The organism is Roseococcus sp. SYP-B2431 (genome assembly GCF_004336745.1).
In the GTDB taxonomy this organism is placed as follows: domain Bacteria; phylum Pseudomonadota; class Alphaproteobacteria; order Acetobacterales; family Acetobacteraceae; genus Roseococcus.
In genome coordinates this window covers 111,537-134,755 of sequence record NZ_SJXD01000026.1, presented here as the reverse complement: position 1 = coordinate 134,755, position 23,219 = coordinate 111,537, and the positions used below count along the sequence as shown (strand labels likewise).

General features: G+C 70.3%; 22 protein-coding genes. 6 read left to right on the top strand and 16 right to left on the bottom strand.

The genetic code is table 11. The annotated features are described in order from the left end of the window. Nucleotides 1-11: 11 nt before the first annotated feature. The 5 genes from glyS to ggt are packed head-to-tail and all read right to left on the bottom strand — an operon-like array spanning nucleotide 12 to nucleotide 5,383. The gene (glyS, locus tag EJV46_RS15100) at nucleotides 12-2,150 is read right to left on the bottom strand and encodes a glycine--tRNA ligase subunit beta (protein ID WP_131549523.1); all 2,139 of its coding nucleotides are present in this window, start codon (nucleotides 2,148-2,150) and stop codon (nucleotides 12-14) included. Then, nucleotides 2,150-2,539: a type II toxin-antitoxin system VapC family toxin gene (locus EJV46_RS15095; protein WP_131549522.1), complete on the bottom strand. Its 390-nt coding sequence runs from the start codon at nucleotides 2,537-2,539 to the stop codon at nucleotides 2,150-2,152. Before EJV46_RS15095 ends, glyS begins: the two co-directional genes overlap by 1 nt. Beyond that, nucleotides 2,536-2,784, bottom strand: a complete 249-nt coding sequence (locus EJV46_RS15090; protein ID WP_131549521.1) for a type II toxin-antitoxin system VapB family antitoxin — start codon at nucleotides 2,782-2,784, stop codon at nucleotides 2,536-2,538. Before EJV46_RS15090 ends, EJV46_RS15095 begins: the two co-directional genes overlap by 4 nt. A 26-nt stretch (nucleotides 2,785-2,810) precedes the next feature. Beyond that, on the bottom strand, nucleotides 2,811-3,671 hold the full coding sequence (locus EJV46_RS15085; RefSeq protein ID WP_131549520.1) for a glycine--tRNA ligase subunit alpha: 861 nt from the start codon (nucleotides 3,669-3,671) through the stop codon (nucleotides 2,811-2,813). 53 nt (nucleotides 3,672-3,724) lie between these two features. Beyond that, on the bottom strand, nucleotides 3,725-5,383 hold the full coding sequence (gene ggt / locus EJV46_RS15080; protein ID WP_131549519.1) for a gamma-glutamyltransferase: 1,659 nt from the start codon (nucleotides 5,381-5,383) through the stop codon (nucleotides 3,725-3,727). 245 nt (nucleotides 5,384-5,628) lie between these two features. On the opposite strand from ggt, the gene EJV46_RS15075 reads away from it, so the two are divergent. Next, nucleotides 5,629-6,864 (top strand): Zn-dependent hydrolase, encoded by a 1,236-nt coding sequence (locus EJV46_RS15075; RefSeq protein ID WP_165585561.1) that lies wholly within the window; start codon nucleotides 5,629-5,631, stop codon nucleotides 6,862-6,864. A 288-nt stretch (nucleotides 6,865-7,152) separates the two neighbouring features. On the opposite strand, the gene EJV46_RS15065 is transcribed toward EJV46_RS15075, so the two are convergent. The 3 genes from EJV46_RS15065 to EJV46_RS15055 all read right to left on the bottom strand — a co-directional run bounded on the left by EJV46_RS15065 (nucleotide 7,153) and on the right by EJV46_RS15055 (nucleotide 11,230). Next, nucleotides 7,153-9,300, bottom strand: coding sequence for a TonB-dependent receptor (locus EJV46_RS15065; RefSeq protein ID WP_131549517.1), 2,148 nt, complete (start codon nucleotides 9,298-9,300; stop codon nucleotides 7,153-7,155). 65 nt (nucleotides 9,301-9,365) lie between these two features. Then, entirely contained in the window at nucleotides 9,366-10,436 is a 1,071-nt protein-coding gene (locus EJV46_RS15060) for a hypothetical protein (RefSeq protein ID WP_131549516.1), read from the bottom strand. 32 nt (nucleotides 10,437-10,468) lie between these two features. Continuing rightward, nucleotides 10,469-11,230 (bottom strand): aspartate/glutamate racemase family protein, encoded by a 762-nt coding sequence (locus tag EJV46_RS15055; RefSeq protein WP_206020829.1) that lies wholly within the window; start codon nucleotides 11,228-11,230, stop codon nucleotides 10,469-10,471. 77 nt (nucleotides 11,231-11,307) lie between these two features. Here EJV46_RS15055 and EJV46_RS15050 point away from each other — a divergent pair, with 77 nt between their 5' ends. Both EJV46_RS15050 and EJV46_RS15045 read left to right on the top strand, forming a co-directional pair. After that, nucleotides 11,308-11,724 (top strand): rhodanese-like domain-containing protein, encoded by a 417-nt coding sequence (locus EJV46_RS15050; protein WP_131549515.1) that lies wholly within the window; start codon nucleotides 11,308-11,310, stop codon nucleotides 11,722-11,724. 37 nt (nucleotides 11,725-11,761) lie between these two features. After that, entirely contained in the window at nucleotides 11,762-12,235 is a 474-nt protein-coding gene (locus EJV46_RS15045) for a DUF3237 domain-containing protein (protein WP_131549514.1), read from the top strand. Nucleotides 12,236-12,260: 25 nt separating this feature from the next. Here EJV46_RS15045 and EJV46_RS15040 read toward each other — a convergent pair whose 3' ends face one another. The 4 genes from EJV46_RS15040 to EJV46_RS15025 all read right to left on the bottom strand — a co-directional run bounded on the left by EJV46_RS15040 (nucleotide 12,261) and on the right by EJV46_RS15025 (nucleotide 16,309). Further along, entirely contained in the window at nucleotides 12,261-12,965 is a 705-nt protein-coding gene (locus EJV46_RS15040) for a hypothetical protein (RefSeq protein WP_131549513.1), read from the bottom strand. Beyond that, the gene (locus EJV46_RS15035) at nucleotides 12,962-14,374 is read right to left on the bottom strand and encodes a TRAP transporter large permease subunit (RefSeq protein ID WP_131549512.1); all 1,413 of its coding nucleotides are present in this window, start codon (nucleotides 14,372-14,374) and stop codon (nucleotides 12,962-12,964) included. The genes EJV46_RS15040 and EJV46_RS15035 overlap by 4 nt, the downstream gene beginning before the upstream one ends. 6 nt (nucleotides 14,375-14,380) lie before the next feature. Then, nucleotides 14,381-15,094, bottom strand: a complete 714-nt coding sequence (locus EJV46_RS15030) for a TRAP transporter small permease subunit (RefSeq protein ID WP_240782577.1) — start codon at nucleotides 15,092-15,094, stop codon at nucleotides 14,381-14,383. 78 nt (nucleotides 15,095-15,172) lie between these two features. Next, a complete protein-coding gene (locus tag EJV46_RS15025) occupies nucleotides 15,173-16,309 on the bottom strand; it encodes a TRAP transporter substrate-binding protein (RefSeq protein WP_131549511.1) in 1,137 nt (378 codons plus the stop codon). Between the two features lie 156 nt (nucleotides 16,310-16,465). On the opposite strand from EJV46_RS15025, the gene EJV46_RS15020 reads away from it, so the two are divergent. Beyond that, a complete protein-coding gene (locus EJV46_RS15020; protein ID WP_131549510.1) occupies nucleotides 16,466-16,936 on the top strand; it encodes a MarR family winged helix-turn-helix transcriptional regulator in 471 nt (156 codons plus the stop codon). On the opposite strand, the gene EJV46_RS15015 is transcribed toward EJV46_RS15020, so the two are convergent. Continuing rightward, nucleotides 16,933-17,376 carry a VOC family protein gene (locus EJV46_RS15015; protein WP_131549509.1) on the bottom strand — a complete coding sequence of 148 codons (444 nt, stop codon included), beginning with the start codon at nucleotides 17,374-17,376 and terminating at the stop codon, nucleotides 16,933-16,935. The two genes, EJV46_RS15020 and EJV46_RS15015, sit on opposite strands and share 4 nt — an antisense overlap. Before the next feature lie 101 nt (nucleotides 17,377-17,477). Here EJV46_RS15015 and mscL point away from each other — a divergent pair, with 101 nt between their 5' ends. Then, on the top strand, nucleotides 17,478-17,948 hold the full coding sequence (gene mscL, locus EJV46_RS15010; protein ID WP_131549508.1) for a large conductance mechanosensitive channel protein MscL: 471 nt from the start codon (nucleotides 17,478-17,480) through the stop codon (nucleotides 17,946-17,948). 48 nt (nucleotides 17,949-17,996) lie between these two features. On the opposite strand, the gene acdA is transcribed toward mscL, so the two are convergent. From acdA to EJV46_RS14995, 3 genes are read right to left on the bottom strand one after another with little or no spacing between them, the layout of a single operon-like run. After that, nucleotides 17,997-19,223 (bottom strand): 3-sulfinopropanoyl-CoA desulfinase, encoded by a 1,227-nt coding sequence (gene acdA / locus EJV46_RS15005; RefSeq protein WP_131549507.1) that lies wholly within the window; start codon nucleotides 19,221-19,223, stop codon nucleotides 17,997-17,999. Between the two features lies 1 nt (nucleotide 19,224). Next, nucleotides 19,225-19,875: a DUF533 domain-containing protein gene (locus EJV46_RS15000; protein WP_131549506.1), complete on the bottom strand. Its 651-nt coding sequence runs from the start codon at nucleotides 19,873-19,875 to the stop codon at nucleotides 19,225-19,227. Between the two features lie 4 nt (nucleotides 19,876-19,879). Further along, complete coding sequence (locus EJV46_RS14995; RefSeq protein WP_131549505.1) at nucleotides 19,880-20,794, bottom strand: hydrogen peroxide-inducible genes activator; 915 nt, start codon at nucleotides 20,792-20,794, stop codon at nucleotides 19,880-19,882. A gap of 202 nt (nucleotides 20,795-20,996) precedes the next feature. Between EJV46_RS14995 and katG the strand changes: the two genes are divergently transcribed. After that, nucleotides 20,997-23,192, top strand: coding sequence for a catalase/peroxidase HPI (gene katG / locus EJV46_RS14990; protein ID WP_131549504.1), 2,196 nt, complete (start codon nucleotides 20,997-20,999; stop codon nucleotides 23,190-23,192). Nucleotides 23,193-23,219: the final 27 nt, after the last annotated feature.

Here is a 23,219-nt window from a genome sequence, read left to right as displayed (position 1 = left end):
CGCGGTTTCCTTCAGGCTTCGATTTTCGACAGGTCGCCGACGGCGTCCATCGCGGTGCGGAGGCGGGAGAGTAATCGCAGGCGGTTGCGGCGTAATGAAGGCTCGGGGTCGTTGACCATGATCCGGTCGAAGAAGGCGTCGACCGGCGGGCGCAGGGCGGCGAGGGCGGACATGGCCGGGCCGAAACTCTCCGAGGCCAGGAGAGGTTGCACCTGCGCCTCGGCCGAGGCGAGGGCGGTGTTCAGCGCCTTCTCCTCGGGCAGCGCCAGCAGGGCTTCGTCCACCGGCCCGGAATGCGGGCCGTCCTTCTTCTCCTCGATGCGAAGGATGTTCTGGGCGCGCTTATAGGCGGCGAGCAGATTCTTCCCGTCCTCGGATTCGACCAGGCTCTTCAACGCCTCGGCGCGGGACAGGATACGGAGGATGTCGTCGTCCTCGCCGATGCTGGCGGCGACGAGGTCGTGTCGCGCGCCCTCGGCGCGGAGCTGGACGCGGAGGCGATCGGTGAGGAAGTCCACCACGCCTGCCGCGAAGGCCGCGACCATGGGGGGATGGCGGCTCTCCTTCGGCGCGCCGGCCTTGATGCGCTCCTGCGCCACGGCCATGCCGAATTTGGGGGAGGCGGTGCTGCCGGTCGCCTGCGGGAAGCCGAAGAAGGCCTCGCCGACGATATCGGCAGGCCGCAGGCGCAGCCCGTTCTCGCGCAGGATGCGGATGACGCCGAGCGCGGCGCGGCGCAAGGCGAAGGGATCGCCGCTGCCGGTGGGGCGCTCGTCGGCGGCGAAGAAGCCGGCGAGCTGGTCCAGCTTGTCCGCCAGCGCCAGGGCGATCGCCACCGGCTCTGTGGGCACCGCGTCCGTCGGGCCGAGGGGGCGGTAGTGCTGCGCGATGGCATCGGCCACGCGCGGATCCTCGCCCTGCTGGCGCGCGTAGTAGCCGCCCATCACGCCCTGAAGTTCGGGGAACTCGCCCACCATGCCGGAGACGAGGTCTGCCTTGGCCAGCCGCGCCGCGCGCTCGGCCAGCGGCGCATCGGCGCCGACCATGTGCGCGAGGAAGGCCGCCAGCTTGGCGATGCGCAGCACCCGCTGGCCCTGCGTGCCGAGCTTGGCATGGAAGACCACGCCGTCCAGCTTCGGCAGGAATTCCTCCAGCTTTTGCTTGCGGTCCTGGTCCCAGAAGAAGCGGGCGTCGGAGAGGCGGGCGCGCAGCACGCGCTCATTGCCCGCGACCAGCGCCTTGCCGCCATCCGTCGCCGCGATATTCGCCACCAGCGCGAAATACGGCGCGGCCGAGCCGTCCGGCCTGCGGAGCGCGAAGTAGCGCTGGTTCACGCGCATCGAGGTGCGCATGACCTCGGCAGGCAGGTCCATGAAGGCGTCGTCGATGCGGCCCAGCAGCGGCACGGGCCATTCGACGAGGCCGGCGACCTCGGCGAGCAGCCCCTCGTCGGGCACGACCTCGATGCCCTCGGCCGCGGCCAGGGCCGCCACCCCATCGCGGATGAGGGTGATGCGCTCCTCCGCCTCCGGCACGACGAAATGGGCGCGGAGCTTTTCCGTGTAGTCGGCGAAGCCCGTCACCGCGAAGGCGCCGGGCGCGTGGACGCGATGGCCTTCGGTCAGGTCGGCGGCCACGAGGCCATGCGCCGCATCCTCGCCACGAGCGAAGGCCACGGGGACCACCTTGCCGTCGAGCAGGCAAAGGACGCGCTGGAGGGGACGCACCCAGGCCAGCGCGGAATTGGCCCAGCGCATGCTCTTGGGCCAGGGAAAGGACCAGACGATCTCGGGCAGGGCGCGGGCCAGCAGGGCCTCGGCCGTGATGATCTCGCCGGGCTTCATGAGCACGAGGAAGCCGTTCTGCTCCGCCAGCATCTCGCGCGCGGCATTGTGCTTCTTGAGGAAGCCGGCCAGCGCCTGCTCGGGCGCGCCGATGCGCGGGCCGCGTTCCTCCTTGGCCGGCGTCTCGGCCGAGAGCGCCATCCCGGCGACGAGGCCGATGCGGCGGGGGCCGTGGAAGCCGCGCGGCTCGCCTTGGATGAGCGGCGCGAGGGCGGCCTTGGCCAGCCGGCACAGATCCTCGGCGGCGCGCGCCTGCATGCGCGCGGGGATTTCCTCGGTGAGGAACTCGATCAGCAATTCGGGCACTAGATGGCGGCCTTCACATCGGTCTGGGCGAAATCATCGCCCTTGAAGAGGAGGGGTTCGTCGCGGCTCTTAGCGAGAGCATAGGCAAAGCAGTCGCCGAAATTGAGGCCGGCGGGGTGGCGGCCCTTGCCGTAGCGGCGCCAGCCGTCCTGGGCGATGCGGGCCTGCTCCGCCGTGACCGGCACGATCTCCACGCCGGCGTCATGCAGAAGCGCCTCCAGCTGTCCCACCATCTGCGGGGTGCTCCGCCCTTCGGAGACGATCGTCGTCTCGACCAGCGTGACGGCGGATATGACGGGATTGCTGGCCGCGCCCAGCGCCACCGTGAAGCGTGGCGCATCCGCCTCCCGGAAGAGGATGGAAATCAGCGCTGAGGTGTCGACGATCACTTGGGCGCGCCATGCTCGTCGTAGAGGTCGGAGTGATCGCTCGTCCTGCCTGGCAAGACATGCTTGCTCGCTTCCTCCGAAATGGCTCGGATCGCCGCGATGCGGCGGGCGATCTCCGCCTCGTCGCGCGCCAGCGCCTCGTCCAGCGCCAGGCGTAGGGCGCCCGTCGTCGTCGTGCCCCGCCGCTCCGCCAGGCGCTTGGCCTTGGCGATGAGCTCGTCGTCCTTGATGTTCAACTGGCCCATGGTAGAACCTCCGCGAAGATTCTACCCTAGGCCGCGCCCGCCAGCCAGCTTTCGCAGCAGGCCTTCGCCAGCGTCCGCACGCGGCCGATATAGGCGGCCCGCTCGGTCACGCTGATGGCGCCGCGCGCGTCCAGCAGGTTGAAGCGGTGGCTCGCCTTGATGCACTGGTCATAGGCCGGCATCGCCAGGCCGTGCGAGACGAGGGCGGCGCATTCCTGCTCCGCCTCCTCGAACTGCCGCTTGAGCAGCGTCACGTTAGCGAATTCGAAGTTGTGGGCGCTGTATTCCTTCTCGGCGCGCAGGAAGACCTCGCCATAGGTCACGCCGCGGCCGTTGAAATCGAGGTCGTAGACGTTCTCCACGCCCTGGATGTACATGGCCAGCCGTTCGAGCCCGTAGGTGAGCTCGCAGGACGGCACCTCGCAGGGGATGCCCCCGACCTGCTGGAAATAGGTGAACTGCGTCACCTCCATCCCGTCGCACCAGACCTCCCAGCCGAGGCCCCAGGCGCCCAGGGTCGGGCTTTCCCAGTCGTCTTCCACGAAGCGGATGTCGTGCAGGGCGGGATCGAGGCCGAGGGCGCGGTAGCTCTCCAGCAGCATGGCCTGCGGGTCGCGCGGGCTCGGCTTCATGATGACCTGGTACTGGTAGTAGTGCTGCAGCCGGTTCGGGTTCTCGCCGTAGCGGCCATCGGAGGGGCGGCGCGAAGGCTGCACATAGGCCGCGCTCCAGGGCTGCGGGCCGAGGGCGCGCAGGGTGGTCGCCGGATGAAAGGTGCCGGCGCCCATCTCCATGTCGTAAGGCTGAAGGATCAGGCAGCCCTGCGACGACCAGTAGTCGTGCAGGGTCAGGATCATCTGCTGGAAGGAGAGGGGCTTTTTCGTCATCGCGCGCTTCATAGCCCCGTGGAGGCCGAAAACCAACGGAGCATCCGTTGGCTTCAGGCCTTCGGCGCATCCGGCCAGAACCGCACCCCGCTCCGCGCCGGCCCGCCGCCGATCGCCACCGGCGCGCCGTCAGCCCGCCAGCAGGAGGCGCCCTCCATCAGCCCATCTGCGTGCCAGCGGATGGCGCCCATCCCGCCCGCAACATGCGGCATCGCCACCGGCTGGTGCCCCATCGCCTCCAGCGCCGCCCGCGTCCCGGCGGAGAAGCCGCCCTCCATCTCCACCGGCCCGCCCATGGTCCAGAGGCGCGGGGCCTCCACCGCCTCCTGCAGCGACATGCCGTGGTCGATCAGGTTCATCACCGCCTGGAAGGTCGAGGCGAAGATGCGCAGCCCGCCGGGCAGGCCCAGCGCAGCATAGGGCTTGCCGTCCCTGCGTAGGATCAGCGGCGACATGGAGGTGGTGATGCGCTTGCCCGGCTCGATGGACTGCGCCAGCCCCGGGCGCGGGTCGAAGAGCGCCATGTAGTTGTTCGGGATCAGCCCGCTCTCCGGCAGCATGATCTTGGCGCCGAAGAGGCTGTTGATCGTATGCGTGCAGCAGGCGATCCGCCCTTCGTGATCGGCCACCGTGATATGCGTGGTGTTGGCGCTCTCCATGGCCTGGAGGCCCGGCGACCAGGCCCTGGCACGGGCCAGGTCCAGGAAGGCGCGGCGCTCGGCCGCGTAGTCCTTGCTGATGAGCTTGGCCACCGGAACGTCCACGAAGGCCGGATCGGCCGTCGCCACCGCGCGATCTGCGAAGGCCATCTTCAGGGCCTCCGCGATGAGGTGCAGCGTCCCCGGCGTGCCGAAGCCGCTGGCCGCGATGTCATAGGCCTCCAGCAGGTTCAGCATCTGCAGCACGTGCACGCCGCCGGCCGAGGGCGGCGGCGGGCCGTAGACCTCGATGCCGCGGTAGGTGCCGCGCACGGCCTCGCGCCGGATCATGCGGGCGGCGGCGAGGTCGTCGGTGGTGATGATGCCGCCCTTGCGCGCCAGGTCGATGGAGGCGGAGGTGCCGAGGTCGCCCTCGTGGAGGGCGGCCGCGCCCTCCCGCGCCACGGCGCGCAGGCTGTCGGCCAGCGCCTCGTTGACCACGCGCGTGCCGGCGGGGATGGGCGCGCCGTCGGCCAGGAAGATGCGTGCGATGGTGGCGTCGAGCCTGAGGTCGGCAGCGGTCTCGGCGATGCATTCGTGCAGGTAGCCGCTCGCCTCGAAGCCCTTGGAGGCGAGGCGGATGGCCGGCTCGATGACATCGGCCATGGAGAAGCGGCCGTGCCGCTTCAGCCCGGCCTCCCAGGCCAGCAGGTTGCCCGGCACCGCGACCGATAGCGCGCCCAGCGTCTGCCTGCGCGGGTCGCGCCCCTCGAACATCTCGGGCCGCGAGTTGAGCGGGCAGGTGGCCATGCCGTCCAGCACGTCGTGGCTGCCGTCGGGCGAGGCGATGTGCATGAGGCCGCCGCCGAACATCCCCACCATCATCGGCTCGCAGACGGTGAGCGCCAGGATGGCGGCGACGGCGGCGTCCACCGCGTTGCCGCCCTCGGCCAGCATCTGGGCGCCGGCGGCGCTGGCGGCGGGATGGTTGGTGACGACCATGCCGCGCGCGCCGAAGGCGGGCTGCTTCTGGGTGGAGAAGGTGGTGCCCGCGCGGGCCTGCCAGGATGTCATGCGGCAGGCTCGCCCGAGGCCGGGGATGCCGCAAGGGGGATGCCGCTTTCCGCGTCAGGCTGCACGCGCCGGCATCCGCCGGTGACCGGCAGCGCGATCCCGCCGCACCCGCCGACCTTCACGCCGCCGCATATGCACGCACTATGGGCGGGCAGGACATCCCGATCGCGGCAGCGCGCGCCCGTCATCCAGAACTTCCGCCGGCATGGTGCAGGTCACCGCGCCGGCTGGCCGGAGAACGCAGAATGAGCATTCCCTTCTCGCCAGACCGCTTCTGGCGGAGCCTCGAGGAGATGGCGCGCATCGGCGCGACGCCCGATGGCGGCGTCAGGCGCCTCGCCCTCTCCGCCGAGGATACCGAGGCTCGCGCGCTGCTGCGCGACTGGGGCCTGGCCGCGGGCTGCAGCGTGGAGGTGGACCGGCTCGGCAGCATGTACCTCACCTATGCGGGCGCCGATCCCGGGGCCGCGCCGGTCGCCGTCGGCAGCCATCTCGACAGCGTGCCCACCGGCGGCAGGTACGACGGTCCCTACGGCGTGCTGCTGGGGCTGGAGATCCTGCGCGCCTTGCATGAGGCCGGGCGGCGCACGAGGGCGCCGATCACCGTGGTGAACTGGACGAACGAGGAGGGCTCGCGCTTCAGCCCCTCCATGTCGGCGAGCGGTGGCGCGATGGGCCTCATCGACGAGGCGAAGGTGCTGGCCGCGCCGGACAATTTCGACCCCTCGATCACCTATGGCGATGCGCTGCGGCAGACGGGCTGGGCCGGCGACGCCGATCCGGCGATGGCCCGGAACTTCGCCGCCTATTACGAGGCGCATATCGAGCAGGGGCCGATCCTGGAGCGCGAGGGCATCCCCATCGGCATCGTCACCCATTGCATCGGCGTCGAGCAGTGGACCCTGGTGTTCACCGGCCGCGACGGGCATGTCGGCTCGCCCATGGCGGGGCGGCAGGATGCGTTGGCGGCCGCCTCGGAGCTGGTGCTGGCCCTGGAGCGCATCGCGATCGCGACCGGCGGCATGGCCACGGCCACGCGCCTGACGCTGGAGCCGGACGCGCGCGGCAACATCCCCTCCGTGGTGCGCGTCGCGGCGAATATCCGCCATCCGGATGAGGACGGGAATGCGCGCATGACGGCCGCCTTCCGCGAAGACGTCGCCGAGCTCGCCGCTCGCCGGGGCGTGCGCGTCGAGATCGAGCGCGCGGGCGGCTATCCGCGCGTCCCCTTCGCGCCGAAGCTGCTCGATTCCCTGCGGCGCGCGGCAGGCGCCGCGCAGCTGCGGCATCGCGACATGCCGGGCCCGATCCCGCAGGATGCGCTGCATGTCGGGATCGTGGTGCCTTCGGCGCTCATGTTCATTCCGTGCGATGGCGGCGTCAGCCACCATCCGTCCGAGAGCATCTCGCGCGAATGGTGCGCGGCGGGCCTGGCGGCCATGGGGCCGGCCGTGATCGAGGCGGCGGGCGGCCTGGCGTGAGCGGTCTGCGGGGACGGCCGGAGGAGCCTAGGCTTCCATCGTCGAAAAAGGCGGGCCGGTTTCGGTAGCCAGCCCGTCCTACCCCGCGCGGGTGGTCTGATGAGCATGCCTGGGAGATCGCCTGGAATCCCGCCTGGCGCATCGAGGGGCGCGGCCTCGTCACCTTCGGGCTGTCGAATCGCAGCCCAAGGTCGGGGCCCGGGCGGCGACATGCGGCAGCTTGCCGCCGTATCGCCGGAAAGAGGCCTCCGCGAAGGCGGCGAACCGCGTCGCGAGACATGGCGGCCATCAGAAGGTGAAGGTCGCCAGCAGCCGCACGGCGCGCCCGGGCAGCAGCACCTCGTCCTTCTTGAAGGAGGCCGCGTTTCGCATGTCGGAATCCAGCAGGTTGCTGCCGATGACGGAGAGGTTCACCGCCCGCGTGCCGCCCAGCTGCCGCGTGTAGCCGACGCGCAGGTTCAGCAGGTCGTAGCCCTCGGTGCGGGTTTCGTTCGCGCCGGTGCGCGTCTGGTCGAAGGCGTGCAGGTAGTCCAGCGCCGCGTTCCAGGTCGGGCTGCGCCACCAGACGCCCGCGCCTAGCCGATGCGGCGGGATGCGCGGCACATTGCCGGCGCCGTTGGCGAATTCGGCGCGCACGAAATCGTAGCGGGCGGAGACGCCGGCCGTGCCGCCACCGAGCTGCAGCACGTCCTGCTCGGCCCGCCCCTGGAAGCCGTAGAAGCTCGCGTCGCGCTGGCCATAGGCGACCTGGCGGAACTCGCCATCGCCGCCCGGGGCGCAGGAGGAGAAGGACTCGCCGCAGCTGTTGCCGGTCAGCGCGCGGGTGATGAAGCCGTTGAAGCGCGAGTAGTAGGCGCTGGCGTCGAAGCGGAAGCCGCCGGCCTGGCGCGCGAGGCCGAGCTCGAGCGTCGTGGCCGCTTCCTTGCGGAGGTTCGGGTTGCCGATGTCGAAGGTGCCGGAGGCATGATGCGCCCCCCGCGCGAAGAGTTCGGCGGCGCTCGGCGCGCGCTGCACGTACTGCGCCGTGGCCCTTGCCTGCAAGCCCCAGGGGAGGTCGTGCAGGGCACCGAGGCTGAAGCTCACGGGGGTGAAGCCGCGCCGCCGCGCGGCGTTCTCCAGCTCCTGGTCCCCGGAGAGCGGGAGGTTGCCTTGGGGGAATCCGGCGGTCGAGCCATCGAGCCGCACGAATTCGATGCGCGCGGCCGCCTGCAATCGCAGGGCCGGCGTGAGACTCAGCTCCTCGAAGACGTAGCCGGCGTAGCGCTCGGTGGTGGCGGGCGGAAGGTATTCCAGGAACTCGCCGGTGGTGCGCAGGGCCTCGCGCTCGATTGAGAAGCCCAGCGTCCCGTTCAATTCGCCCAGGCGGATCGCGGCCGGCATGTGCTGAAGCTCCAGCCGGCCGTCCCATGACCGGTTGCGGAACGAGCCATGCACATGCCGGCCGCGGGCGGCGGGCTCCGCGTGGTCATGATCGTGATCGTGATCGTGATCGTGGTGATGGTGGTGGGCGTGATCGTGCTCCGCGCCGATCTCCTCGTGCCGGTAGGTCGTGTAGCCCAGCCAGAAGTTCACGCTGCGGACCGGGCCGGAGCCGGGCCTGTATTCGCCGCGGCTCGCCCAGCGGGTCTGCTCCATGCGGATCTGGGTGCCGAGCGCCGCCTCCTCGCCGCCGGGGATGCCGTAGAGGCTGGTGAAGCGGGAGACCGAGGCGCCGATGAAGCCCTGGTCGAAGAAGTAGCTGAGGCCCATCGAGCCGCCATCGGTCCGCACGCCGCTATTGGCCTGCCGCCGGCCGCCCGGGATGGCGTAGTCGCCGTCGTGGCGGCCGAAGACGTCGCCGTGCACCACCACATTGCCCGCGCGGACATCGGCGCTGGCAACGCCGTCCCAGCCGCGGCTGCCGCTGTTCCAGCCGCCGGAGACGCGGCCCTTCACCGCCTGGTCGGGCAGGCTGGTCGGGATGCGGTTGTTGATGACGTTCACCACACCGCCGATCGCCTGCGAGCCCCAGCGCAGCGAGGCCGGGCCGCGGATCACCTCGATCCGCTCGGCGCTCATCGGATCCAGCGGCACGGCATGGTCCTCGCCATAGGCGGAAACGTCGCCGGCGCCGAAGCCGTTCTCCTGGAGGCGTACCCGGAAGTTGTCGAGGCCGCGGATGACGGGACGGCTGGCGCCGGGCGCGAAGCTGGTCGAGGTGAGCCCGGGCTCGTCGCGCATCAGGTCGCCGAGGGAGCGGGCTGGGTCGGCGGCGATGCGCGCCTGGTCGAGGGTGGTGACGGGGAGGAAGCTGCCGGGCTGGTCGCCCGCGACGGGGCTGGCGGTCACCGACATCTGCGGCAGGGTGATGGAATCCACGGCCTGGGCGAGCGGCGTCCCGATCGAAGCGAGCGGCGGCACGAGGCCGGCGAGAAACCAGATCGGCGAAAGGCGCATGACAGGACCCCTGAGGCGTTCAGGGGATATGTAATACTATAACATTCTATCTGACAAGACGGATGCTATAACATCCACGACGCCGCGGCCAGGGCCAGCGCCTGGCCATCGGCATAGGCGGCTTGGGCCTGCCCCTCGGGCGTGGCCAGCAGCTCCGCCGCCAGGGAGGTCGGGGACCGGCCGCCCTCCAGCTCATCGAGCCAGTGCAGGAAGGCATCCCGGCCCGGCGCGCCCCCCAGCCCCAGCTCGCAGAGCCGGGCGAGCAGCAGGGCGTCCGCATCCGGCACCCAGAGGGGCTGGTCGAGCCCGCCTTCGCGCGGCGCGTCGAGCGCGGCCTGGATCTGGAGACGAAACGCCTCACCCGCACCCGTCGCGAGGCTGCCCGCCAGCGCTTCGGCCGTGCCGCCGGCCTGCAGCGCGGCGGATTCGCGGATCATCTCGGCGGCCGTGGGTGCATGGCCCGTGGCGGCCAGCCAGAGGCGCTGCACCAGCGCGGCCGGGTCCTCCGCCGTCAGGAACCAGTCGCCGTCGCGCAGGTCGATAACCTCGATGCCGTCATACTGATCCTCGCCGTCCTCCAGGCCGATACGCTGGAAGCGCGTGTCGAGGCTCACCTCGGCGCGCAGCAGGTCGTAGCGGATCGTGTCATGGCCGGGGCCGCCGTAGAGGAGGTCGCGCCCGGGGCTGTCCATGAGGATGTCGTCGCCGCCGAGACCGTCCAGCCGGTCGTCGCCCGGGCCGCCGAAGAGCCGGTCGCCGCCGCTGGTGCCGGTCACGCGAAGTGCGCGGAGGCCGAGCTCCTCGATGACGATCCGCTCTTGCGGCGGTGGCTGGTGGAAGGCCGGCTGCTCCGACAGGACGGCAGACGGCGGCGGATCGGGGCGAGGCGGCTCGGCCATCACCGCTGGCGGAGCGGAGGGCGCGGGAGCCGGGACCGCCATGGCCTGGGCCGCCGGAAACTCCAAGGGCAGGAAGGACAGGCTTTCACCGATCGGCGCTGGCCAGGAGAAGGCATCGGGAAGGCGTGGGGTCGGCAGGATCGGGATCGCGTCACGCGCGGCGACGAAGATGCCATCCGGATCGTTGTCGCTGCCCAGGATCGGCTTGGCGGGGCGCGACGGGAGCGGGGCGTTCATGGCTTGGAAATAGATGAAGGCCCGACGAAGCGTCAATCATTTTTTGGATTTGTGCCGGAAACTGATCTCATTCTTCGGAAGATGCGCCCGCCCGGCAGGTCCGCCCCTTCGCCAGCCGTCCGCAGCGCGCCCCAGACCGAGACCGCCACGGAATCCAGCACGAGCGGACCCAGCCGCGCCTCGAGCCCCGGCGCGCCTGGAAGCCCGCGGAAGTTGGTGCAGTGGATGATCACCGCATCGGTCGGCGCCTGGGCCACCGCCTCCTCCACGAGGCGGTCGACGGTCCCGGCCGAGTGCAGGGCGAAGCTGTAGTTGCCGGGATCCTCCAGGTGCCGCTCGGCCGTGACCTGGAAGCCCTCGCGCGCCAGATTGGCGAGGATCGCGTCCTGCACCTCGGCGAGATAGGGCGTCACCAGCGCCACGCGCCGCGCGCCCGCCAGGCGCAGCGCATCGCGCAAAGCGAGTGTGGCCGTCGTCGCCGGGATGCCGGTCCGCTCCGTGATGGCGGCGCAGAGCGCCTCGTCCTGCGCGAAGCCCAGCCAGCTGCCGGAGGTGCCGGCCCAGCAGATCGAATCCACCTTTGCATCGGCCAGCAGCTCCGCCGCTGCCAGGACCGGCGCCGGGTCGAATTGGCTGTTCGCCTGCGCGCCGAGGTTGATCGCCAGCACGCGGAAGCGCGCGAAATGTGCGGTGATCGCCGGATGGTCGCGCAACAGCGCGGCAACGGCCGGTTCCAGCACGGTGTTGGAAGAGGGGGTCAAGAAGCCCAGCCGCATGTATCCTCCGAAATCCATCGCGAATCCATGAGCCTGCATTGCCCCGGGGCGCCCGCGGCACCATTCTTCCGGGGTCGTCGACCGAGGAGCAAGCCATGTCCGGTGTGCCTGATGTTTCGCCCGCCGAGGCCTGGGCCGCGCTGGGATCCGATCCCCAAGCCGTGCTGGTCGATGTCCGCACCGATGCCGAATGGAACTTCGTCGGCGTTCCCGACCTCTCGCCCCTCGGCAAGCAGGTGGTGCTGATCCCCTGGCAGGTGTTTCCCGGCATGCAGCTCAACGGCCACTTCACCGAACATCTGCGCAAGGCCGGCGTGACCGCCGACAGCCGGGTCTACTACCTTTGCCGCTCGGGGGCGCGCAGCCTCGCGGCCGGGCAGGCCGCGCAGGCGGCGGGTTTCCCGCACGCCTTCAACGTGGCGGACGGCTTCGAGGGGCCGGTGGACGGCGAGGGCCATCGCGGCCGGACCGCAGGCTGGAAGGCGAGCGAGCTGCCCTGGCGCCAGCGCTGACGGCGCGCCATGCTCGGCTTCCAGGAGGAACCCAAGCATGGCTGAACTGCTGCCGCTCGTTTCCGAGCATCTCTTCACGATGGAGCTGACCACGGGCAAGGCCCAGATGGTCGGCAAGGGTCCGGACGGGATGGACCTGCGCATCGTCAAGGTCACGGGCGGCTCCGTGACCGGCCCCAGGCTCCGGGGCAGGGTCCTGAGCGAAACCGCCGCCGACTGGCTGCGCGTCGAGGCGGACGGCACGGCCCATATGGACGTGCGCCTCACCATCGAGGCCGAATCCGGCAGCCTGGCCTATGTGCATTACACCGGCATCCGCACCGGCCCGCTGGAGGTGCTGGAGCGGCTCAACATCGGCGAGGCGGTGCCGCCGTCGGAGTATTATTTCCGCGTGGCGGTCCGCTTCGCGACGGGCGCGGCGGATCTCGCCTGGCTGAATCGGGTGATCGCCGTCGGCGTCGGCCAGCGCCCGCCGACCGGGCCGCGCTACGACGTCTACGCGATCCGATAGGCTTCAGGAGCCGGAGCCCCTCGCATCATCCGAGGCTGATGGAGATTCGCCCCACGGGCGGAATCGCGGCCGCCCATTTCGTGCCCGCGAGGGGCGGCGATCCCGTCGCCAGCCCGGTCACCACCAGCACCGCGCCGGCCGGCAGCCCGCCCCATCTGGCGGCGGCCGCGCCGGCCTGCCGCATCAGCGCCGCCAGCGGCGCGCGCAGCGGCCGCGGCCGGTCGCCGGTCAGGCCGATGCGGGCCTCGCCTTCCTCCGGCAGCGCGCCGATCCAGCGCTTGCCCACGATCACCCATCCCAGCCCGCCGAGATCGGCGACCTGATGCGCGGCATCGGCCTGGGGCGCGGCGTAGCGGCTCGCCGCGATGTCGATCACCGGGTGGAAGGCGGAGAAGACGGGCGGCCCGTCCTCCAGCGGCTCCGCGAGCACGCCGAGGAGGCCGGCCGAGATGCGCGCATGCCGCAGCGCGGCCATCGCCACGGGCGTGCCCGCGCGCAGCATGCGCGGCTCGAGCATCGGCGCGGCGAGCAGCGTCAGCCCGTCCGGCGCGGGGGCGAGCCGCAGGCCGCAGACGGGCAGGGCCAGTGCCTCGACCAGCTCGGCCGCGACAGCCTCGCCGGCCGCGACATCCACGGGGGCCAGCCCGGCGGGGAAGGGGGCCAGGGGATCGCCGGAGGTCCAGGCCTCGGCCAGGAACTGCGCCGCTTGCGCGGCGGGGGTCTCACTCATTGCAGGGGAGGCAGTTCGGGCATCTCTTCTTCCTGGAAGCCGCCCGCCGGCGCTGCATCCATCTGGATCGCGGGCGGGCCGGATTGGCCGCCGTAGAGCTTGTTCGGCAGCCAGGTCACGATTCCGGGGACGATATAGACCATCAGCATGGTGAAGACGACGATGTAGATGAAGGGCATGCAGCCCCGGAAGATGTCCTCGATCTTCACATGCTTGGGCGCCACGCCCTTGAGGTAGAAGGCGGCCATGGCCACCGGCGGCGAGAGGAAGCTCGTCTGCAGGTTCAGCGCGATCATCACGCCGAAGAACATCGGGTCCACGCCGAAATCGTCGAGCAGCGGCAGGAAGATCGGCACGAAGATCACGATGATCTCCGTCCATTCCAGCGGCCAGCCCAGGATGAACACGATCGCCTGGGCGAGCAGCATGAAGGTGAAGGTGTTGAGCGGCAGCGACTTGACGAATTCCTCCACCACGCCCTGGCCGCCCAGATAACCGAAGACCGAGCTGAAGATGTAGGAGCCGACGAAGAGCCAGCAGACCATGGCGCTGGTGCGCGCGGTGAGGAACACGCTCTCCTTCAGCTTGTCGAAGGAGAAGGCGCGGTAGGCGACGGCGAGGACGATCGAGCCGAGGCTGCCCATCGCCGCCGCCTCGGAGGGCGTGGCCAGCCCCATCAGGATCGCGCCCAGCACCATGGCGATGAGCAGCGCGAGCGGGAAGAAGCTGGTGAGGAGCGCCCAGAGCAGCTTGAGGAAAGGAACCTTCACTTCGTCCGGCGGCAGGCGCGGCGCGACGCTGGGCTTCACGATGGCGAGGATGATCACGTAGAGGATGTAGAGCCCGGCCAGCATGATGCCCGGCAGGAAGGCGGCGGCGTACAACTGCACGACCGAGACGCCGGCCGTGGCGCCATAGAGGATCAGCATGATCGAGGGCGGGATCAGGATCCCCAGGCAGCCGCCCGCGCAGACCACGCCGGCCGCGAGCTTCGGGTCGTAGCCCGCGCGCAGCATGGCCGGAAAGGCGAGCAGCCCCATCAGCGTCACCACCGCCCCCACGATGCCGGTGGCCGTGGCGAAGAGCGCGCAGGTGGCGAGCGTCGCCACCGCGAGGCTGCCGGGAATATTGCCCGAGGCCATCTGCAGCGAGCGGAACAGCCGGTCGAGGATGTTCGCGCGCTCGATGATGTAGCCCATGAAGACGAAGAGCGGGACGGAGATCAGCACGTCGCTGCTCATCACCGCGTAGGTGCGCTGGATCAGCAGGTCGAAGACCCGGTCGCCCATGCCGAGATAGCCGAAGAAGAGGCCCATCGCCATCAGCGTGAAGGCGATGGGGAAGCCCAGGAGGATGAAGAAGAGGAAGAGGAGAAGCTGCGTCAGGCCCAGGCCGGCATCAGAGATCATCTGGCGTCAGTGTCCCTTGTGGAGCACGGCGTCGCCCTGCGCGAGCTCGCGCGCGAGCTCCTCGGGGGACTTCTCGGCGGCCTGCGCCAGGATGATCTGGTCGAGTTCCTCCACGTCGTGGAGGCGCTGCGGCCATTCTCCGGTGCGGATGCAGCGCACGCAGCGCACCACCTCGACGAGACCCTGCAGCAGGAGGAGGAAGCCCACGACCGGGATGATGCCCTTGAAGGGCCAGATGATCGGGCCCGAAGGGGAGAACATGCTGTGCTCGTTCTGCATCCGGCTCAGCTCGAAGAAATGGAAGCCGGCCACCATGAAGGCGAAGATCGCGGGGAAGAAGAACAGGATGTAGAGCAGCAGGTCGAGCATCGCCTGCCGCCGCGCGGACATCATCCGGTAGAGGAAGTCGCCGCGGACATGCCCGTTGCGGCTCAGCGCATAGGCGCCGGCGAACATGAACAGGACGCCGTAGAGCATGTACTGGCTGTCGTAGCCCCAGTTCGTCGGCGCGGCGAAGAATTTCCGGGCGACGACCTCATAGGCGATGGCGAAGGTCAGCAGCAGGATGCACCAGGCGAAGGTCTGCCCGACGAGGGTGGACAGCCTGTCCACCGCGAGCAGCGCGCGGCCCACCAGGGCGCTGCCGGAGAAGGCGATGCCCACGATCAGCGCGGCCACGACGAGACAGGCCAGTCCGGCGGTGAAGATGCTGTCGGTCAAGGTGCCCCGCCTCCCCCAGTTCGGCAGAAAATCGGCCCGGGGTTGCCCCCGGGCCGTGCAAGCCTAGCCGGAACGGGTTCAGCGCTGGGCAAAGAAGTGATTGTAGGAGACGACCGGGCTGACCTGGTAGCGCAGCTCGAAGTTGCCCACGCGACGGCACCAGTCGCGCTGACTGTCGCAGATCTTCTTGAAGAGCGGGCCGTTCGCGGGCGTGCTGTTGTCCCCCTCCATCTTGGCGATCACGCGGTCCCAGGCCTGGAGCTGCGCGTCGAGGATGGGGCGCGGCGTCGGGCGCACGTTCACGCCCTGGGTCTGCGCCATGGCGAGCAGGTCGCGCGAGTAGCGGTCCTGCAGCTTCCAGGACATGTCGGCCGAGGCGGCCTCGGCGCAGATCCGCAGGATGGCCTGCTGCTCCGTCGGGAGTGCCTCGAGCTTGGTCTTGTTCCAGAGGATCTCGAAGCACTCGACGGCCTGGTGGTAGCTCTGGATGTAGAAGTTCTTGGCGACGTCGGGGAAGCCGAGCACGCGGTCGGAGGAGGGGTTGTTGAACTCCGCCGCGTCGATGACGCCGCGCTCCAGCGCCGGGACGATCTCGCCGCCCGGCAGCGCCACGACGGCCGCGCCCATTTCCTGGAAGAGGTCGGTCGCGAGTCCGACGGTCCTGTAGCGCAGGCCGCGCACCTGGTCGGCGCGCTCGATCGGATTGCGGAACCAGCCGAGCGGCTGCGTCGGCATCGGCCCGGACATGAAGCCCGCGACGTTGAGGCGGAGCACGTCCGTCAGCAGCTCCTTGTAGAGCGCCTCGCCGCCGCCGTAGTAGAACCAGCCGAGCAACTGGTTGGCGTCGCCGAACCAGGGGGGCGTGGTGCCGAAGAGGCTGAAGGCCTTGTTGCGGCCGAACCAATAGGCCGAGACGCCGTGGCCGCCGTCGAGCGTGCCGGTATGCACCGCGTCCAGGAGCTGGAAGGCGCCGACCACGGCGCCGGCGGCGAGCAGCTCCACGCGCAGGCGGTTGCCGGCCAGGCTGTTCACGCGCGTCACATAGTCCTGCGCGAATTCATGGAAGATGTCGCGCTGCGGCCAGGTGGACTGGAAGCGCAGCGTCACGGTCTGCGCGCGGCTGACGCCGGGCGTCGCCAGCACGGCCGCGCCCGTGGCGGCAACGGCGGTCGCCTTCAGCAGCCCGCGACGGCTGCCGATCGTGGAATCGGACATCGATTTCTCCCGTTTCGCTCCGCTCGAACGGCGGATCGCTTACCGATAAAGAGTCGTGCCTTTGCGTGCAATGGTTCTGACCGGCAAAACTGCAGTCATCTATGCTTGACTTGCAGCGCCGCCCCGGGCGACGAAGTGCATGGAAAGCCGGGATTCATGAGCGAGATCTGCGACGAAGCCTCGCCTTTGCAGCAGCCCCGGACCAGGGCGGCCTACAGGCTCGACGCCTCGGCAGGGCATCTGCTCCGGCGGGCGCACCAGCGCTACCAGTCGCTGTTCCAGGAATGCTCGGCCGGCCTGGGCGTGACGGGTCCGCAATTCGCGACGCTGGTGCGGCTCTCGGAACTCGGGCGGGCCACGCAGAATCATCTCGGCCGGGCGGCGGCCATGGATTCCGCGACGGTCCAGGGCGTCGTGCGCCGGCTGATCGAGCGCGGACTGATCTGCACCTCGGCCGATCCGATGGACCGCCGCATGCGCGTCCTCACCATCACCCCCGAGGGCGAGGCGCTGCTGCGCGAGGCCCAGGCAGCCGGCCAGCGCGCCAACGAGGCGCTGACGGCGGCGCTGAGCGCGGAGGAGAGGGCGAGCCTCCTCGAAATGCTGCGGCGTCTTTCGGAAGGCTAGGGCATGACCGCCGCAGGCGGAATCGCGGGACGCTGGCCCGGCCAGCCGGCCCGCTCGAACCGCTGGACCTCCAGCGTGTAGCCGGCCGGATCGGAAAAGAAGAAATGCGTGATGCCATGCGCCTCGGAATAGACCGGCGGCGGCATGTCGAGGCCCTTTTCCGTCAGGAAGGCGTGCCAGTCCTCCACCTCCTGGGTTACCAGGGTCAAGATCACGCCGCCGGCGAGGCGCGGATCGTCGAAGAGGCGGGGGCCGCGCGCGCGGCAGACGCCCAGAAAGGCCCGGCCGCCGCCGGCGCCGCCCTCGACGGCATAGATGCGCACCATGCCCTGGTCCTGGACGAGCGGCAGCTCCATCACTTCCTCGTAGAAGCGCCAGGAGGCCTCGGCGTCCTCGGCGTAGAGGAAGGTGATCTGCTGGTCGATCGGCGGGCGGGTCATGCCCGCCTCATGCCCGCGCGCGGGCCGCGCGGCAAATCCATCGCTTGCGCCGGTCACGGCCCATCCGCTGGAATGCTTCGAACCTTCGCGGAGAGCACGCCATGCAAGCCCCCATCAACATCTCCCAGCCGCAATGGCTGAAGGACTTCAAGGCCTTCATCATGCGGGGCAACGTCATCGACCTCGCGGTGGGCCTGGTGATCGGCGCGGCCTTCACCGCCGTCGTCAGCTCCATGGTGGAGGATCTGCTGAACCCGCTGCTCGGCCTGCTGCTGGGCGGGATCGACTTCTCGAACCTCTTCGTCGTCATCGTGGGCGAGCGCCGGCCGACGCTGGAAGCAACCCGCGAGGGCGGCGCGGCCGTGCTGGCCATTGGCCGCTTCATCAACGCGATCATCAAGTTCCTGATCGTGGGCTTCGCGGTCTTCTGGCTGATCAAGGTGCTGACGCGCGTCGGCCTCGAGGCGGGCAAGAAGGCCGGCCCGCCCGCGCAGGAGGTGCTGCTGCGCGAGATCCGTGACGAGCTGCGGCTGCAGAACGAGAAGGGCGGCGCGGCCGTGCCTGGCGCCTGATCGGCGCCGGTTTCCTTGAGGGACGATTCGCCGCCAACGGATCCTGTCCTACTCCGCCGCCAGCTTAGCCTCTTCGGCCATGGCCAGCCGCAACATGCCATCCCGCGTCTGCGGCAGCTTGCGGCCCAGGAGCTGCTCGGCCACCTGGTTGCGCAGGATCTGCGCGGTTCCGCCCGCGATCGGGAACATCCGTGCGTCGCGCACGGCGCGCTCCATCGGGTTCTCGCGCGAATAGCCCGCCGCGCCCCAGAGCTGCAGCGCCGCGTTGGTCACCTCCACCGCGCTGTCGGCGGCCAGCACCTTGGCGCGGGCGGCCATCAGCCGGTCCGGGAAGCCGTTCGGACCGGCGGAGGCCGCGGCCTGCCAGATGAGCGCGCGGCTCGCCTCCAGCTTGATGGACATGTCGGCCAGCATCCAGCCGAGGCCCTGGAACTCCGCGATCGGCCGGCCGAACTGGCGGCGCTGCTGCACGAAGGTGAGCGCATGGTCATAGGCGCCGGCCGCGATGCCCAGGGCGGCCGTGGCCGCGCCGACGCGCTGGCCGTTATAGGCGTCCATCAGCTTGCCGAAGCCGCGCTTGAACCCACCCGGGGCACGGAGGACCATCGTGTCCGGCACTTCGAGCTCGGAAAAGTGCAGCTCCGCCTCGGGCATGCCGCAAAGGCCCATGGACGGGATGCGCCGCTTCACGACGAGCTGCGCCGGATCGTTCTCGCCGTTGCGCACGACGAGGAAACCGCCGATCCCCTGGTCCACGCCGTCCTCGATGGCGCGGGCGAAGATGAGGTGCAGGCGCGAGACGCCGCCGCCCGTGATCCAGTGCTTCACGCCGTTGATGATCCACCTGTCGCCCTTGCGGACGGCGGTGGTGGTCATCTCGCCGGCGGCGGAGCCCGCCTCCGGCTCGGTGATGCAGATGGCGGGCTTGTCGCCGGCCAGCACGAGTTCCGCGGCGATGCGCTTCTGGTCCTCCGTGCCATAGGCCATGACGGCGCCGATCGCGCCCATATTGGCCTCGACGGCGATGCGGCCGCAGACGGCGCAGGCCTTGGCCATCTCCTCGACCAGGAGCACCGCGTCCAGATAGGAGCCGCCCCGGCCGCCCCATTCGCGCGGGATGGTCAGGCCCATGAAGCCCGCCTCCGTCATGCGACGGACCATGGGCCAGGGATATTGCAGGCTGCGGTCCGTCTCGGCGGCCTGGGCGGCAGCCTCCTGCGCGAGTTCGCGGGCGGAATCCCGGAGGCGCGCCTGTGCGTCGGTCAGCGTGAACATTCTAGCTCCCCAGCCTTTGTTCGATCGCCGCGATCGCGGCCTTGTCCAGCTTCAGTGCCACCCCGAGCCGGTCCAGCCAAGCCCGCTCCTCCGGGCTGAGCTCGCCCGCGGCGCCGAAGGCGGCGGCGTAGAGCTGCGCGGCGAGCATCGGATCGCGCGCGCCGGCGGCCAGCTCCCCGATGCTCGCGGGGCGGTCGAAATCGGCGAGGACGCGGTCGCGCTCGGCCGCCGTGAGCCCGGCGGCGTCGAGCTGCCTGGAGATGGCTGCCCGCTCCTCCCGGTCCACTGCGCCGTCCGCCCGGGCGGCGGCGATCATGGCGCGCAGCAGGAGCCGCGACTCGGCCGTCTCCACGGAGGCGGAGAGCTCCACCCTGGCCGGCGGCTCGCGCGGCGCGACGTCGGGGATGCGGCGCGGCGGCCGGCGCCCGGCGGGATCCTGGGGAGGTTCCTGGGGATAGGGGCGGGGCGCCGGCGCGGAGGGCCGGGACAGCGCCTCGATGGCGATGGTGGCGAGGGTGCCGATCGCCCGGCCGGCCTGCCGGGTCTGCGTCTGGTTCATGCCGAGAGGGCCGGTCCCGCGTCGCGTGGCGCGCGCCCGCGGCCGCTGCGTGGCGCCGCCCAGCACGGCGCCGAGAATTCGTCCGAAATCCATGGGCTCAGCCTACCCCCTCCGCGATGGCCGGCGCCAGGGAGCGGAACTCCGTCGCGCGCGGGCTGCGCGGGCGCCAGGCCAAGGCGAGGGTGCGCGAGGGCGTCGACTCGCCCGGCGTATCGGGGGCCACGGGGCGCACCACGAGGTCGGTGCCGCCCAGCACGCCGCCTTCCACCGCCAGGCGCGGAAGCAGGGTGAGGCCGAGCCCGCCCGCCACCATCTGCACCAGCGTGTGCAGCGAGGTGGCGGCGAAGCCCTCGGTGGAGAGGCCGCGCGGGAGGCCGCAGGCCTCCTGGGCCTGGGCGCGCAGGCAATGCCCGTCCTCGAGCAGGAGGATGCGCTCGCCGGCCAGCGCGCCCATCGGCACCTGCGGCAGCTGGGCGAGCCGGTGGTTCCCCGGCATGGCGAGGAGGAAGGGATCGGGCGCGATGGGCTCGATCTCGGCGGCCGCGCAGTCGCAGGGCAGGGCCAGCAGCAGCAGGTCCAGCTTGCCGCCGTCCAGCTGCGCCATCAGCCGCTCGGTCATGTCCTCGCGCAGGTAGAGCTTGAGGCGCGGGAAGGCCGCGCGCAACGCCGGCATGAGCCGCGGCAGCAGGAAAGGACCGACGGTCGGGATCACGCCGAGCCGCAGCGGCCCGGAGAGCGGGTCGCGCGAGGAGGCCGCCGTCTCGGCCACCGCCTCCAGCGCCGCGAGCGCCGAGCGCGCCCGGGCCACGACCTCGAGCCCGATCGGCGTGAAGACCGGCCGCTTGGTGGCGCCGCGCTCGATCAGGGCGGTGTCGAGCTGCCGCTCCAGCGCCAGGATGCCGGCGGAGAGGGTGGATTGCGTGACCGCGCAGGCGGTGGCGGCACGGCCGAAATGCCCGTGATCGGCGAGCGCGGTCAGATAGCGAAGTTGTTGGGGGGACGGCAGGATCATCCAAGGAAACGATCATCTGAAATAGAATAATTCATTGGACCGTAGGATTTGCCGGAGGGCAAGCTTGCCCCGCTTGGCAATTCCGGGCGGAGGGAGCGCCTGGGCAGGGATACATTCATCGTGTCCCGGCCGCGCCTTTTGGGGCGGATGCGAAGTGGTCTGGTCCGCAAGGGCCGCAACACGGCAGAGGTTGGAGAGAAGAATGGACGGAGATCAGGGGCAGGGAACCGCCAAATGCCCATTTGGCCATGGTGCCAGCAAGTTTACCATCGGCGGCGGCACCAACAGCTCGCATTGGTGGCCCAGCTCGCTGCGCGTGGACCTGCTGAACCAGCATTCCTCCAGGTCCGATCCGCTCGGCAAGGGCTTCGACTATCGTGAGGAATTCAAGAAGCTCGACTACGAGGCTCTGAAGGCCGACCTGCGCGCACTGATGACGGACTCGCAGATCTGGTGGCCCGCCGATTTCGGCCATTACGGCCCGCAGATGGTCCGCATGGCGTGGCATTCCGCCGGCACCTATCGCCTCGCCGACGGGCGCGGCGGCGGCGGGCGCGGGCAGCAGCGCTTCGCGCCGCTCAACTCCTGGCCGGACAACGTCAACATCGACAAGTCGCGCCGCCTGCTCTGGCCGATCAAGCAGAAGTACGGCCAGCAGATCTCCTGGGCCGACCTCTTCATCCTCGCCGGCAACGTCGCGCTGGAGACCATGGGCTTCCGCACCTTCGGCTACGGCGGCGGGCGCGAGGATGTCTGGGAGCCCGACCTCGACGTGAACTGGGGCCTGGAGACGGCTTGGCTGCAGCATCGTCCCCTGGACGACTTCGGCGCGCCGCTCGGCGCCACCGAGATGGGGCTGATCTACGTGAACCCGGAAGGGCCGGGCGCGAATGGCGATCCTGTCTCGGCGGCGCATTTCATCCGCGAGACCTTCAAGCGTATGGCGATGAACGACGAGGAGACCGTCGCGCTCATCGGCGGCGGCCATACCTTCGGCAAGACGCACGGCGCGGCCGCCGAATCGCACAAGGGCCCGGAGCCCGAGGGCGGGCCGATCGAGGCGCAGGGCTTCGGCTGGACCAGCGGCTACGGCACCGGCCACGGCGCGGACACGATCAGCTCCGGCATCGAGGTGACCTGGACGCAGACGCCGACGCAGTGGAGCAACTTCTTCTTCGAGAACCTCTTCAAGTTCGAATGGGTGCAGACGCGCAGCCCCGCCGGCGCGATCCAGTGGGAGGCGAAGGACGCCCCGGACGTCATCCCCGACCCCTTCGATCCCTCGAAGAAGAAGAAGCCGACCATGCTCACTACCGACCTGTCGCTGCGCATGGACCCGGAATACGAGAAGATCTCGCGCCGCTTCCTGCACAATCCGCAAGCCTTCGCCGAGGCCTTCGCGCGCGCCTGGTTCAAGCTGACCCATCGCGACATGGGGCCGCGCGTGCGCTATCTCGGGCCCGAGGTGCCGAAGGAGGTCCTGGTCTGGCAGGACCCGGTGCCGGATGCGGATCATCCCCTGATCGACGCCGATGACGCGGCGGCGCTGAAGGCGAAGATCCTCGACACTGGGCTGAGCGTGTCCGAGCTGGTCGGCACGGCCTGGGCCTCGGCGTCCACCTATCGCCACGGCGACAAGCGCGGCGGCGCCAACGGCGCGCGCCTCCGCCTCGCGCCGCAGAAGGACTGGGACGCGAACCAGCCCGAGCAGCTCGCGAAGGTGCTCAAGGCGCTGGAGCGCGTGCAGTTCGAGTTCGGGCAGGAAGCCAAGGACGGCAAGAAGGTCTCGCTCGCCGACCTGATCGTGCTCGCGGGCGATGCGGGCGTGGAGCGGGCGGCGCGCGCGGGCGGGGTCGAGATGAGCCTGCCCTTCTCGCCGGGCCGCACCGACGCGACCCAGGCGCAGACCGACATCGAGGCCTTCGACGTGATGGAGCCGGTGGCGGACGGGTTCCGCAACTTCGAGCGGCCGGGCGTACCCGTGCCGGCCGAGGTGATGCTGGTCGACAAGGCGCAGCAGCTGACGCTCACCGCGCCGGAGATGACGGTGCTCGTGATGGGCCTGCGCGCCATCAACATCAACACCGGCGGCACGGCGCATGGCGTGCTGACCAATCGGCCGGGCGCGCTGACCAACGAGGTCGTCGTCAACCTGCTCGACATGGCGACCGAGTGGAAGCCGAGCAACGAGGAGAAGACGCTGTTCGACGGCACCGACCGCGCCACCGGCGCGGCGAGGTGGACGGCGACCCGCGCCGATCTGATCTTCGGCTCGAACTCGGTGTTGCGCTCGCTGGCCGAGGTCTATGCCCAGGGCGACGCGAAGGAGAAGTTCGTGAAGGACTTCGCGTCCGCCTGGACGAAGGTCATGAATCTCGACCGCTTCGATTTGGCTTAGCCCCTAGACGCCGGGCGGCGGCATCCG

What these genes read in the sequence shown, in the direction of transcription:
- EJV46_RS15090 (WP_131549521.1), bottom strand. Translation starts at nt 2,784, where the DNA reads ATGGGCCAGTTGAACATCAAGGACGACGAGCTCATCGCCAAGGCCAAG.
- EJV46_RS15085 (WP_131549520.1), bottom strand. Translation starts at nt 3,671, where the DNA reads ATGACGAAAAAGCCCCTCTCCTTCCAGCAGATGATCCTGACCCTGCAC.
- ggt (WP_131549519.1), bottom strand. Translation starts at nt 5,383, where the DNA reads ATGACATCCTGGCAGGCCCGCGCGGGCACCACCTTCTCCACCCAGAAG.
- EJV46_RS15075 (WP_165585561.1), top strand. Translation starts at nt 5,629, where the DNA reads ATGAGCATTCCCTTCTCGCCAGACCGCTTCTGGCGGAGCCTCGAGGAG.
- EJV46_RS15065 (WP_131549517.1), bottom strand. Translation starts at nt 9,300, where the DNA reads ATGCGCCTTTCGCCGATCTGGTTTCTCGCCGGCCTCGTGCCGCCGCTC.
- EJV46_RS15060 (WP_131549516.1), bottom strand. Translation starts at nt 10,436, where the DNA reads ATGAACGCCCCGCTCCCGTCGCGCCCCGCCAAGCCGATCCTGGGCAGC.
- EJV46_RS15055 (WP_206020829.1), bottom strand. Translation starts at nt 11,230, where the DNA reads ATGGATTTCGGAGGATACATGCGGCTGGGCTTCTTGACCCCCTCTTCC.
- EJV46_RS15050 (WP_131549515.1), top strand. Translation starts at nt 11,308, where the DNA reads ATGTCCGGTGTGCCTGATGTTTCGCCCGCCGAGGCCTGGGCCGCGCTG.
- EJV46_RS15045 (WP_131549514.1), top strand. Translation starts at nt 11,762, where the DNA reads ATGGCTGAACTGCTGCCGCTCGTTTCCGAGCATCTCTTCACGATGGAG.
- EJV46_RS15040 (WP_131549513.1), bottom strand. Translation starts at nt 12,965, where the DNA reads ATGAGTGAGACCCCCGCCGCGCAAGCGGCGCAGTTCCTGGCCGAGGCC.
- EJV46_RS15035 (WP_131549512.1), bottom strand. Translation starts at nt 14,374, where the DNA reads ATGATCTCTGATGCCGGCCTGGGCCTGACGCAGCTTCTCCTCTTCCTC.
- EJV46_RS15025 (WP_131549511.1), bottom strand. Translation starts at nt 16,309, where the DNA reads ATGTCCGATTCCACGATCGGCAGCCGTCGCGGGCTGCTGAAGGCGACC.
- EJV46_RS15020 (WP_131549510.1), top strand. Translation starts at nt 16,466, where the DNA reads ATGAGCGAGATCTGCGACGAAGCCTCGCCTTTGCAGCAGCCCCGGACC.
- EJV46_RS15015 (WP_131549509.1), bottom strand. Translation starts at nt 17,376, where the DNA reads ATGACCCGCCCGCCGATCGACCAGCAGATCACCTTCCTCTACGCCGAG.
- mscL (WP_131549508.1), top strand. Translation starts at nt 17,478, where the DNA reads ATGCAAGCCCCCATCAACATCTCCCAGCCGCAATGGCTGAAGGACTTC.
- acdA (WP_131549507.1), bottom strand. Translation starts at nt 19,223, where the DNA reads ATGTTCACGCTGACCGACGCACAGGCGCGCCTCCGGGATTCCGCCCGC.
- EJV46_RS15000 (WP_131549506.1), bottom strand. Translation starts at nt 19,875, where the DNA reads ATGGATTTCGGACGAATTCTCGGCGCCGTGCTGGGCGGCGCCACGCAG.
- EJV46_RS14995 (WP_131549505.1), bottom strand. Translation starts at nt 20,794, where the DNA reads ATGATCCTGCCGTCCCCCCAACAACTTCGCTATCTGACCGCGCTCGCC.
- katG (WP_131549504.1), top strand. Translation starts at nt 20,997, where the DNA reads ATGGACGGAGATCAGGGGCAGGGAACCGCCAAATGCCCATTTGGCCAT.